This window comes from Dolichospermum sp. FACHB-1091 (assembly GCF_014697585.1).
In the GTDB taxonomy this organism is placed as follows: domain Bacteria; phylum Cyanobacteriota; class Cyanobacteriia; order Cyanobacteriales; family Nostocaceae; genus Dolichospermum.
Map to the genome: position 1 here is coordinate 1 of NZ_JACJSB010000052.1, position 12,226 is coordinate 12,226.

12 protein-coding genes are annotated in these 12,226 nt (G+C 37.4%); 4 read left to right on the forward strand and 8 right to left on the reverse strand.

The window, feature by feature from the left end; genetic code table 11:
- Positions 1 to 79: 79 nt before the first annotated feature.
- Together H6G25_RS20555 and H6G25_RS20560 are read right to left on the reverse strand one after the other, a co-directional pair.
- A complete protein-coding gene (locus tag H6G25_RS20555; protein WP_242035049.1) occupies positions 80 to 676 on the reverse strand; it encodes a hypothetical protein in 597 nt (198 codons plus the stop codon).
- Positions 677 to 943: 267 nt separating this feature from the next.
- Positions 944 to 1,459, reverse strand: coding sequence for a type IV pilin-like G/H family protein (locus H6G25_RS20560; RefSeq protein ID WP_190394085.1), 516 nt, complete (start codon positions 1,457 to 1,459; stop codon positions 944 to 946).
- A gap of 470 nt (positions 1,460 to 1,929) precedes the next feature.
- On the opposite strand from H6G25_RS20560, the gene H6G25_RS20565 reads away from it, so the two are divergent.
- Together H6G25_RS20565 and H6G25_RS20570 are read left to right on the forward strand one after the other, a co-directional pair.
- Positions 1,930 to 2,808 carry an ABC transporter permease gene (locus tag H6G25_RS20565; RefSeq protein ID WP_190394086.1) on the forward strand — a complete coding sequence of 293 codons (879 nt, stop codon included), beginning with the start codon at positions 1,930 to 1,932 and terminating at the stop codon, positions 2,806 to 2,808.
- 278 nt (positions 2,809 to 3,086) lie between these two features.
- On the forward strand, positions 3,087 to 3,263 hold the full coding sequence (locus H6G25_RS20570) for a hypothetical protein (RefSeq protein WP_190394087.1): 177 nt from the start codon (positions 3,087 to 3,089) through the stop codon (positions 3,261 to 3,263).
- A gap of 175 nt (positions 3,264 to 3,438) precedes the next feature.
- Here the strand turns inward: H6G25_RS20570 and H6G25_RS20575 are convergent, their stop codons facing one another.
- Positions 3,439 to 3,963 (reverse strand): type IV pilin-like G/H family protein, encoded by a 525-nt coding sequence (locus H6G25_RS20575; protein WP_190394088.1) that lies wholly within the window; start codon positions 3,961 to 3,963, stop codon positions 3,439 to 3,441.
- Positions 3,964 to 4,639: 676 nt separating this feature from the next.
- A complete protein-coding gene (locus tag H6G25_RS20580; RefSeq protein ID WP_190394089.1) occupies positions 4,640 to 4,828 on the reverse strand; it encodes a hypothetical protein in 189 nt (62 codons plus the stop codon).
- 349 nt (positions 4,829 to 5,177) lie between these two features.
- Here H6G25_RS20580 and H6G25_RS20585 point away from each other — a divergent pair, with 349 nt between their 5' ends.
- A complete protein-coding gene (locus tag H6G25_RS20585) occupies positions 5,178 to 6,071 on the forward strand; it encodes an ROK family protein (protein ID WP_190394090.1) in 894 nt (297 codons plus the stop codon).
- Here the strand turns inward: H6G25_RS20585 and H6G25_RS20590 are convergent.
- Positions 6,068 to 7,705, reverse strand: a complete 1,638-nt coding sequence (locus H6G25_RS20590; protein WP_190394091.1) for a CTP synthase — start codon at positions 7,703 to 7,705, stop codon at positions 6,068 to 6,070. The genes H6G25_RS20585 and H6G25_RS20590 overlap by 4 nt on opposite strands.
- A 159-nt stretch (positions 7,706 to 7,864) precedes the next feature.
- Here H6G25_RS20590 and H6G25_RS20595 point away from each other — a divergent pair, with 159 nt between their 5' ends.
- A complete protein-coding gene (locus H6G25_RS20595) occupies positions 7,865 to 9,670 on the forward strand; it encodes an N-acetylmuramoyl-L-alanine amidase (protein WP_190394092.1) in 1,806 nt (601 codons plus the stop codon).
- Positions 9,671 to 9,682: 12 nt separating this feature from the next.
- Here H6G25_RS20595 and H6G25_RS20600 read toward each other — a convergent pair whose 3' ends face one another.
- From H6G25_RS20600 to H6G25_RS20610, 3 genes are all read right to left on the reverse strand, one after another.
- On the reverse strand, positions 9,683 to 10,870 hold the full coding sequence (locus H6G25_RS20600) for a DUF2252 domain-containing protein (protein ID WP_190394093.1): 1,188 nt from the start codon (positions 10,868 to 10,870) through the stop codon (positions 9,683 to 9,685).
- A gap of 232 nt (positions 10,871 to 11,102) precedes the next feature.
- Positions 11,103 to 11,399, reverse strand: coding sequence for a KGK domain-containing protein (locus tag H6G25_RS20605; RefSeq protein WP_190394094.1), 297 nt, complete (start codon positions 11,397 to 11,399; stop codon positions 11,103 to 11,105).
- Between the two features lie 96 nt (positions 11,400 to 11,495).
- Entirely contained in the window at positions 11,496 to 12,074 is a 579-nt protein-coding gene (locus H6G25_RS20610; RefSeq protein ID WP_190394095.1) for a GNAT family N-acetyltransferase, read from the reverse strand.
- Positions 12,075 to 12,226 lie beyond the last annotated feature (152 nt).

The window sequence follows — 12,226 nt, forward strand, 5'->3', positions numbered from 1 at the left end:
TTCCTCAATATGGGCTGCAACTATTTTTTCTCGGAGATCCACTGAATATGCTTTCATGACAGTATTATCTTTATTATTACTAACTGTACCTCATAACTTCGGAAACTGCTGTAATAGTTGCAGAGGTTGATAAATGAGGTATAAAGGCATCAACCAGTTGATCTACAAAGACAGGAGGAGTAACTGGATCAAGATGGACTAATTTCTCAATCACTTTAACTAATAAATCTTCCTCAAAAATAGGAGTTTCTGTTAGTTCACAAATAGTAGCAATTAATTGATTAATATTTACTTCCCACTCTTCAATTTGTAAGTCAATATTTAACTCAATAATTTTTAAAAGATTATTAATATCATCAGGAATAAATTCTTTAATGTGTTGACGAATTATCCAAGCCAATTTTAAATTGGAATTTTCTTCTTGTTGTTGAGCAGTATTTAATAAAATTGCTGTTAATTCTTGCAGCCATTGTTCCGATTCTTCTTCCCCAAATTCGAGAATCGGAGTCATCCAAGTAAGTTGTGCTTCTTCTTCTCTTCCTTCTAATAATAAGGCTAATCCTAAATACCAATAATTAGAAACTTCTGCGGGATTTTCTGTAATATTTTGTTCATATTGTGAAACACTCAATAAGATTGGGTTGGTAGAAATTTGATTATTTAACCGGGTGGTCATGATGAAGAACTTTGATGGCTGTTTTTAAATTTAATTAGAGATGATTGATAAAGCAAACCTTAGAGGATATTCTAAAAGTATCATAAGACACAAATAAACATGAAAAACCTAACCCCCCTTCCCTACCTCTCCCTAGCGCCCTCCTAAGAGGAGAGGAAAAAGGAATAACATTTAATACTGGAGAGGTTTACTAGAGGTGTTTATTATACATGAAAAGTATTAGATAAAACCGATAATCTCCAGAAACCTAACCCTTTAAGAATTGCTCTATTTCACGTTCTCCATAGTTCCCGTACAAGATGCACCAGAATTACTCAAAGTAGGAGGAGCAACAGCAGTTGATTGCTGCACTCCTTTTGTCTGACAGGCGGCAGCTGCAGTTACTCCAGAGTCGAGAATTGTCACACCACCAGAATAGCCTTTGAGAGCAATGGCATCTCCAGCTGTTGCTAGAACAGTAGTAGTGTTGGACCCACCGGTGATAGTATAGGCATAATAATCAGTTGAGGTTGGAACACCAATTTGCAATGAGGCAATACTGGAAGCAAAGGATGTATTTTCAATCCGGTAAGACTGTTGCGCTCTGTTAACTGAACCAACGTAGGTTTTAGCTTCTGATTGTTTTGCTTTTGCTGCTTGGTTAAGGAAAGAAGGTAACGCAATAGCGGCCAGAATACCGATAATAATAATTACAACTAACAGTTCAATTAGGGTGAAACCTTCGTCTTCTTTCTTTTTACTTAGCAGGTGTTGTAAGAATTTGGCTTTCAATTCGTTTTTCATGGTAGTTTCTCTGTAGGATAAGTTTTGTTTAATTCTTCATGGTAATAACTTACCCATTTCTGATTGGTTTTATATCACCGTGTTGAAATTTTTGTTAAGCAAGATAAACTACTCAATAGTTAGTGATAAAAAATGCCAGATGTAAGTAAGTAAACGGAAAAACCGACATAAGTAACGAAAAGTAAAGTTGCCCAAAACCTCTTCCCAGTTAAGATAGGACTTACGCACAAGTCACGGAATAATGAACCACGAAGGAACGAAGAGAACGAAGAAAAGAGGGTTTGAGAGATATTTTGCGTAAGTCCTGTTAAGAGTTAAGAGTTCCCTTGTCATAACGACAATTTTTAACGCCAACCTACTTACCTTGATTGATCTAGCATTTTCAAAAGTAAAGTATTAAACTGCTTGTATGATCAAGTTGGCTAGAGTTGAGTTTAACTGCTAATCAAATTTTTAAAGCCAGTGTTTAGATGACAATTACAAAAAAACGATTACCAAATTTAGTTAAATTTCCGAAAAATCCGAGCTTATCCCAGCGATTAATGCAAATTGGTCTGGTTATGACCTTATTTTGCATCTTTTTAGCCATTTTTGCGCCAGTTTTCCAAAGTTGGGGCTGGTTGCAAAACCCGAAAGAATTTCTTTCCAACCCTATTCATCAAGCACCTTCCGCTCAACACTGGTTTGGAACAAGTCGTTTAGGTTATGATGTCTTTTCTCGCAGTGTATTTGGTGTGCAAGCAGCCTTAACGGTTGTGACTTTAGCGACATCATTGAGCATGATCATCGGTGTGCCTTTGGGAATGGTTAGTGGATATTTAGGCGGGAAATTAGATAAAGCCCTATTATTTCTGATGGATAGTATTTATACTTTGCCTGGATTGCTACTGTCAGTAACCTTGGCTTTTGTGGTGGGAAGAGGAATCTTAAATGCAGCGATCGCTATTAGTATAGCCTATATTCCCCAATATTATCGCGTCGTTCGTAACCATACAGTCAGCGTCAAAACAGAGGTATATATAGAAGCGGCACAAGCCATGGGTGCTTCTACTTGGGTGATTTTATCAAGATATCTATTTTTAAATGTCATTCAAAGCGTACCTGTTTTATTTACTCTCAATGCAGCAGATGCTATCTTAGTTTTAGGCGGGTTAGGATTTTTAGGGTTAGGATTACCTGAAGAGGTGCCGGAATGGGGATATGATTTAAAACAAGCTCTAGAAGCATTACCTACTGGCATTTGGTGGACTACTTTATTTCCTGGTTTAGCAATGACAACTTTGGTAGTAGGATTATCACTACTTGGTGAGGGATTGAATGAATTTGTCAATCCGCGTCTAAGAAAATAAACAATTGACAATAGACAATAAAGAACTGACAACTGACAACTGACCACGAATACAAATCAAGGTGCGGAGGACAAGGAGATAGAAAATATGGCGTTGCTGAATTGAGGAGAAAAATTCCCAAATTGAACCTTTAAAACTCTTACCTTTGCGTCTTTGCGCCTTTGCGTGAGACTAAAATTCATACCCTTAATCAGCAAGGCCGAAAATATTAAAAAATTCCGACCATCCTCGCAAAGAAACAGTATAATAGCTGACAAGTAACAAACAGAGAGAATTGTGTGAACGATAATATTACTTTAATTGCGGCTGCTATCGGTGGGTTAATGCTTTCCGTGGCTATATCTGGTATTTTAAAAGGTGCGCCGGTCACAAATTGGCAACAGGCATATAATAATTTACACCCGATTGTTAATGTGCAGATGTCAGTAAAAATAATTGACATTCCAAATCCTTAAAAGCTCATGTCATGTTTATTTAGGGTTTGCTGAAAAAGTTGTCTGTGAGGGGAGAGAACAGGGAACAGGTTTTGGGCAACTTTACTTTTCGTTACTTATGCCGGTTTTTTCCGTTCACCTACTTATTCTAAATTCTAAATTCTAAATTCTAAATTCTAAATTCTAACCTGCGATACTAATCCATCTTTTTCATCGTTCCCGCACAATCAGCACCCATGAGAGTTAAACTAGGAGGTGTAATGGGATTAGTAGCTTGTGGTCCTGCGGTTTGACAAGCAACGGCTAAGGTCTGTCCAGTCAGGATAACAGTCACACCACCATTAAAGCCTTTGAGATTGGCGAGATCTATAGCTGTTGCTGTGATGGTAACTGTGTTTGTATATGTTGGTTCTGGATCAAGTCTATAAGTATAGTTACTCGTTGAGACAGGAATACCAATTTGCAAGGTGTCAATATCTGGAGCAAAGGCTGTATTTTCCATCCGGTAAACTTGTTGCGCTCTGTTGACTGCACCAATGTAGGTTTTTGCTTCAGATTCTTGGGCTCTTTTTGCCTTGCTGAGGAAGGAAGGTAGAGCGATCGCAGATAGAATACCAACAAGGATAAATACAATTAATAGTTCAATAATAGTAAAACCGTCGTGATCTTTGTTTTTACTCAGGGTATTTTGGAATAACTTGGCTTGTAATTCAGTTTTCATACTTATTTTCCTTCGGCTTCCGGTAGGTCTTTATTTGCCTCCCTACCATAAGTTACCCGGATTTAACTAGTTTAATATACAGTGCGGTTAAATCAGAACATATCCCTTGGGGGGAAGGAAAGGGGGGTTAGGTTTCTGGAGATTATCGGTTTCATCTAATACTTTTCAAACAACCTCTAAGACACAAAATTTATTCTCTGGATTTTGATCCTCTAATCTAGTAATGATTATTCTCAGTATGTTTTTTAGATATACAATCCCGCAAATTATACACTATAATATTACCACAAAATGTTAAGATGTCAATACCCTAGTAAATTCGTTGGCTTATTGACTATATTCTCAATAATCTTGAGAATTAACTAGCTATATTCTCAATAAACATAGAAAGGCGATTTTTTCGCCAAAGGGATATTTAAAAAACTTATATATCTGACAATGTCTAAGGTACACTTTCGCTAAAGGTAAACTTTACGACTTTTCAAACATCCTCTTAGTAATTCTCTCTAATCTGTAAAAATAGGAAGATTCACATTCCATAATTATCAAACAAGTCGGGATCTTATTAGACATCTCCAGAAATTAAAGGTGCTTGACCTGAAACCCTTGTAGAGACGTGACTTGGGTAGAGATTCTCGGCTCTACCATCTTTTTTGGATTTGGAGATGTCTATTTTTCATAACTTTTCGCAAATTTGTAATAATTTAAATAAATCTCCGGCATTGACTAGTATATCCTCTGCAAAATCTTGGGGATAAATGAGACGATGAAAATACCAACCGGGAAGAGTTTCACCCAGTAAATAATAGTAATCTAAACCTATTAAATTACTAATCCACCAATAACAATGATAAACATACAGCACTTCCTGATGTTATGAGGTACAAGAACCCCACCCCCAACCCCCTCCAATATCAAAAGTTTATCCTTTTCTTCCCCCCGCAGCGGGGGGATTGAGGGGGGTGCGAGGAGGGGTCTTAGGATGTACCTCATAAGAGCGGAAACCCCTGTAATTATTGTTTTAGATAAATATCAGCCTGATGTTTAATTTGTATAATATCCATGGGATTAACCACTTGCATTTATAGTTAGATTTTACCTGATATCAAACTTTATATATTTAATCACCAATTTATTTTTAAGAATTGAGAGTATCAATTCAAAAAATGATATATTTATCTCTCATGTAGTTTTTTATAAAATAATTTAACATCATGCAGCAAGTAATTGGTATTGATTTAGGGGGAACTGGGATTAAGTTAGGACGGTTTACAGCAAATGGTAATTGTTTGCAATTTTTATCTGTAGATACTCCCCAACCTGCAACACCTGAAGCTGTATTATCAGCTATAGTAGATGCCATAGCGCAAATTGACCCTAATCAGGAAACTATCGCTATCGGCTTAGGTACTCCTGGACCTGCTGATGCTGCGGGAAGAGTTGCCAAAGTTGCTATTAATCTGGTAGGATGGGATAATGTACCTTTGGCAGATTGGTTAGAAGCTAAAACTGGTAAACCGACAATTTTGGCTAATGATGCTAATTGTGCTGGTTTAGGAGAAGCTTGGTTAGGTGCTGGCCGCAATTTCCCCAATTTGATTTTACTGACTTTGGGGACTGGAGTTGGTGGGGCAATTATTCTCGATGGTAAATTATTTGTGGGACATCAAGGAGCAGCAGCAGAATTAGGTTTAATTACCTTAAATCCTGATGGACCAATGTGCAATAGTGGCAATCAAGGTTCTTTAGAACAATATACTTCCATTGCTGCTATCCGTCGCCGCACAGGCAAAGAACCGGCGGAGTTAGGCGCACTTGCCAAAATTGGAGACGAAGAAGCCTTGACTTTTTGGCAAGAATATGGTAAAGATTTAGGAAGAGGTTTAACAAGTTTACTCTATGTGCTGACACCCCAGGCAATTATTATTGGTGGTGGTGTGAGTGGGAGTTTTCAGTTTTTCTTACCTGCATTACAAGCAGAAATCGAAAAACGGGTTTTACCAACTTCCCGCGCAGGGTTACAAATTCTTCCAGCAGAATTAGGAAATGCAGCGGGAATGGTTGGTGCTGCTAAATTAGCATTGACAATGCTAACAATGGAAAACTAAGATACTTTGACTGGCTTTGGTATATTCGTAGTAGAATGGGCTTGAGAAATAGCAGCGGTTATAAATCCTTTAAATAAAGGATGGGGTGCGTTGGGGCGAGATTGAAATTCGGGGTGAAATTGACAAGCGATAAAAAATGGGTGTTTGGAATATTCCACTATTTCCACTAGTCTACCATCGGGAGATGTACCGCTGACCAAATAACCAGAATCTAATAACTGGTTTCGGTAAACATTGTTAAACTCATAACGGTGACGGTGGCGTTCATAAATAACTTCTTCTTGATAAAGTTGGAAAGCGAGAGTGTTGGGAAGTATCCGACAGGGATAAAGTCCCAAGCGCATTGTTCCGCCTAAATCTACCACGTCTTGTTGTTCCGGTAAAAGATTAATAACCGGATCATTAGTGTTTGGATCAAATTCAGCACTATTGGCGTGAGATAGGCCTTCGACATTTCTAGCCCATTCAATTACAGAACACTGCATTCCTAAGCATAACCCTAAAAAGGGAATTTGCCGGTCGCGGGCGTATTTAATGGCCGCAATTTTCCCATCTATGCCTCGACTACCAAAACCGCCGGGAACTATGATACCATCTACACCAGATAAATAGTTTTCTGCTGGTTCAGTTTCCAGGGCTTCGGAATTTACCCACCGCAAACGCAAATCACCGTGGGTAGCAATAGCCGCATGACGTAAGGATTCAACTACGGAAAGGTAGGCATCACTTAACCGGACATACTTACCAACAATGGCGATTTCGACGCTGTATTTGGGAGTATACATTCGTTCTACCATAGTTTCCCATTCTTGTAAATTGGGTTGACGTTGTTCCATTTGCAACAAATCAAGGACTTGTTCTGCTAGTCCTTCCCGTTCTAAAATTACTGGTACTTCATAGATACTACGAGCGTCTGGGGCAGGAATTACGCATTCTACAGCTACGTCGCAAAATTCTGATAACTTTTGTTTCAAACCTACAGGAATGGGGCGATCGCTGCGACATACTAGAATATCTGGTTGAATGCCAATTGATCTCAATTCCTTAACAGAGTGCTGAGTGGGTTTGGTTTTCATTTCCCCTGCTGAAGCAATCCAAGGCAATAGAGTAACGTGCATATATAGAACATTGCGCCGACCGACTTCCTTGCGTAATTGACGAATTGCTTCTAAAAACGGTAGTGATTCAATATCACCCACTGTACCGCCAATTTCTGTAATTACTGCAGAAGGATTAGTTTCTTTAGCAACTCTGACAATTCGGTCTTTAATTTCATTGGTAATGTGGGGAATTACTTGAACAGTGCCGCCATTATAGTCTCCTCGGCGTTCCTTATTAATAACCGACTGATAAATCAAGCCAGTAGTAACACTGTTTAGGCGAGACATGGATGTATCCGTAAACCGTTCATAATGTCCCAGATCTAAATCCGTTTCCGCACCGTCTTGGGTAACAAAAACTTCACCATGCTGAAAAGGACTCATTGTGCCTGGATCAACGTTAATATAGGGGTCAAGTTTGAGAATGGAAACGGAATAATCCCGGGATTTGAGCAAACGACCCAGACTTGCTGCTACAATGCCTTTACCAATACTGGAAACAACGCCTCCAGTCACAAAGATAAACTTAGTCATAGTATTTTCAATTGCTAGTAACTTGTAAAAATAGATTTTCGTCCCTAGTGAGAATTTGTGTAGACGATTTTAGAAGCTTGTATGCGGGATGAATTGATGTTTTATTTCATCTTCCCCATTTTGCCACAGTTCCTACTCTGAAAACCCTTGTATTTGTCCATGAAAAAACTTTTAGGATTATTAGGATTAGTATTATTTAATTTTTCATTCACCTCCTGGGTTGCATTAGCGCGAGAATCACTTTTAGTAGTTTTTCCCCCCACAAACTACCAAACCAGTACAGAAAAAATATTTTTTATTGGTACTGCACCGCCGACAGGACAAGTTTTAATTAATGGTAAAGTGATTAAACGTAGTCAGTCTGGGCATTTTTCCCCCAGTTTTCCCTTGCAATTAGGAGAAAATATATTTAAAGTCCGTTACCAAAATCAAGAACGAGAGCTTAAAATTAACAGGGTATCTACCCAACCTGAGTTACCCCAAGGTTTAGGCTTTGCTAAAAATTCCTTGACCCCTGCCGTGGATATTACCAGATTACCAGGAGAATTAATTTGTTTTAGTGCAGTTGCGCCACCTCAAGCCACTGTCCGGGTTAATCTAGTAAATCAAAATCTAGTAAATCAAAATATTGCCCTTTTACCTCAACCATCATTTGCACAATTACCTCCTAATTCGAGTATTTTAACAGGTTTCAATCAGCCTAATCGTTCTAGTTTTAGCAAATACCAAGGTTGTACAACAGCCACAAATGCTGCTGACCTGGGAAAACCTGAATTTAATTTACAACTGAATGATCAAAGAATAACTCAAACTGGGTTAGGAAAAATCGAAATTCTCTCCCCAGCACAGTTAGCAGTTGCAGAAATTACATCAGAATCTGGCGTTACTCGCACAGGACCCGGTACAGATTATTCACGACTGACACCCTTACCGAAGGGAACTATGACGACGGTAACGGGTAAAGAAGGTGAATGGCTGCGTTTAGACTATGGTGCTTGGATTAATAGCAAAGAGACTAAAATTATAGCAGGTGCAGTTGCACCACAGACAGTGATTCGCAGTGTGGGCTATCGGCAACTAAATACAGCCACAGAGATGATTTTTCCCTTAGAAACTGCTGTTCCTGTGAGTGTAGAACAGGGAAATAATTTCTTCACTCTCACCCTTTACAATACTACTGCCCAAACAGACACAATTCGCCTAGATGATAACCCCCTAATTTCTCGCCTAGATTGGCAGCAGGTAAGCCCTAAACAGGTGAAATACACCTTTAACCTCAAAAAGCTCCAACAGTGGGGTTATAAGCTGAGATATGACAATACAACTCTAGTTTTAACTTTACGTCATCCCCCCCATTTTCCCCAGATCAAACACCGACCTTTATCTGGTATTAAAATTGTACTTGATCCAGGCCATGGTGGTAAAGAATCTGGTGCTAGTGGACCAAATGGGTATTTAGAAAAAGATGTGAATTTGGTAATTTCTAAATTGCTACGGGATGAATTGGTGAAACGCGGCGCTAAGGTGGTAATGACTAGAGAAGATGATCGAGACCTATCTTTGGTAGAACGTCAGGTAATTATTAATACAGAAGAACCAGCGATCGCTCTTTCCATCCATCATAACTCTTTACCGGATAATGGTGATGCGGAAAATACTAAAGGATTTGGTACTTTTTGGTATCATCCCCAGTCCCACAGCATGGCAGTGTTTTTACAAAATTACGTCGTTACAAATCTCCGTAAACCTAACTATGGTGTATTTTGGAATAATTTAGCCTTAACTCGTCCCAGTGTCGCACCTGCGGTATTATTGGAGTTGGGTTTTATGAGTAATCCCTATGAATTTGAGGAGATAGTGAATCCCCAAGCACAGCGGAAAATGGCGAGTACCTTAGCTGATGGGATAACTAAGTGGTTTAAAGCCATTGATCTAACCACAGAGGCACAGAGAACACGGAGGTAAGAGGAATGTGGGTTATATTGATTGACAAAATTCTTCAAAATCTTGGTTGACTTTTTGAGAGTAGTAAACCGCATATTCTAAAACAGAATTATGCCATTGGGAAGATTGACCAAAATTAATTAATTCATCAGCAATTGCAGAACCTTGTCTCCCTCCACTGCGTAATTGGTCCCAAGCTGTTACTTCAGCCATTGTTTGAATTAATTTTTGCAACCGTCCTAATTTTCCATCCCAAGCTTGTAGACTTACTGCATCTTCTTCTGGTTGTAATTCTCGTAAAAGATAGGATTTATCACTATCATTTATTGCTTCTAATAATGCTCGAGAAGTTCCTTGTAAACGTTGTTGAATAGCGACAACTCTTTTAGCTGGAGTTTCCCATTCTGGCTGAGAAACTGGTAAATAAGGCTGTAAAGAACTGGATTGAGTTTCTTTCAAATCTAGTAAATAGTTTTGATTAGGAGAACCATTACCTTCTACTAAGATGATATAACGTTCTAAACCTAAACTACCAGTACCAGCTATGCGTTTTTGAATATCTAGAATTTGATAAAAATCGGCATTTTGATTTGTAGTATGATGCCAATTTTTAATTAATTTCTCAACATTTTCTTGTTCGGTTGCTGTTGCTGGAACAATCCGCTTGTTATCAACAATTAACCGCCGTTTACCTTTCTTTTCTTGAGTACGTTTATCCAAGAAATCAGCACGATTTCGTTTTTTCAAACTTTCCAATAAATCTTTAACTAAACCTTTAGCAGTTTCTTTTTCTACGGTTTTAGCTTTTCCCTTGGACAAAGTTTGTGAATAAGTTTTGAGATAAAGTTCACTTAAATTTAGAGATTCTTTTTCATCTACTCCCAAACTACGAGAACCTACAATAATACTCGTAATAAATCTCACTATTTCCCAAGTACAAGGTGCGATAACGGCTTCATCAAAATCATTAATATCAAAATAAACTAACCGATTATCACCTTTATAACTACCGAAATTTTCTAAATGTAAGTCTCCACAAATCCAAGTTAAAGGTGCTAAATTCATCCCGGAATTTTCAGAAAGGTCTTCATAAAATAAATGACAAGTTCCGCGAAAGAAATAAAATGGATCAGTAGCGAGTTTCTTGTATTTTAACTTTAAAAATTCTGGGTTGCGTCCGTTGTTGAATTTTTCGATTCTGGTTTTGATGTTGTTTGACATAGATTTATATTGTCTAAATCAGGATATCTAGGACTTACAGGATGTGGTTTGGTGTTTATATTTTTATTTTTCAACACCTTGGACAATTATACTAATAAGTATATTGTTAATTATTGATTGTAACATAAATTTACCTTTGATAAAATCCTGATTTAGACAATTAAGACGATGAGAAATCGCGTCTAAACAAAGTCCACCTGCGTGGACTAATTTATTTATGATCTAGCTTCATTTATCTTAAGTCATCAAGGGGTGATTCTGGTTCGTCAGGACAAAATTCTAGACAAACTTTCATTCTTAATTTTCCTTTTTGCCAATTTTTACTAGGTTTTAAAATCTGACAATCTACACCATTATTTATCCAATCATCAGGGTTTTTAACAGATGGTAGAACACGACTCTTGATACGTTCTAGTTCATGGTTTAAATGCTTTAAACTACCGTTATCTAAGATTACTTTTGATAAAGCTATATCTAATTGACTGGCTTTTCCAAATCTATCCTGTTTGTTCTTGAATTTCTGCTGCACTCAAAAAGGTTAAAACAACTCTTTCTGAATCTGCTCTTCCTTTGCGCCTTTGCGCCTTTGCGTGAGACTTTAAAATGTGGTTTATTTACCTAAAAATCACTGTAAATTGCAAAGTAATAGGGAACTTAGAACCAATAACTTAGCATTATCAGCAGACAATTCTAAATATTTAAAATTCTTGTAACTTATATCATTCCCTAAATCAATAAAGCCCAATTTCTGATAAAACTCTTCTGCTTCTTTCACAGAATGTAATCCTATTTTACCTGCAAATCCTAAATTAATACTCAATGTAATTGCGAATGTTATCAGGTTTGTTCCTATTCCTTTGTACTTTGGTAAACTGTTAATGTCAATACGATTCCAAGGTGCTACAGTTAATATACTTACATAAACTAAATTTTCAGCCAATTCTAATCTTGAACAATAACCAAGATGTAGACCAATTATACCTTGAGTAACTAATTTATATTCCAACACATAAAATTTTAAGTGTGTTTTTTCATGTAAATACTTGCTAAAATCCAAATTTTTGTCCCAGCAGTCATGGTTTTTAAGTTCAGGTTTCCAAGAAAGTTCTATTTCTTGAATATGCTTCTGAGATAAAGGTAAAATTTTCCCGTCAACATATTGATTGTTATAACATTGTAATATTTTCACATTTTCTGCTATCATTTTCACAGTATTTCCTGCGCTATACTCATACTACTCCTAAAGCAGGGGGTTTTCATTCTCCGAGGTAAAGAAGAAAAGAATAGTGATCTTTTCTTGATAAAATCAAAAAGAGATCACTAATGTTTCAATTTTTCAATTATGTTAAATAGCTT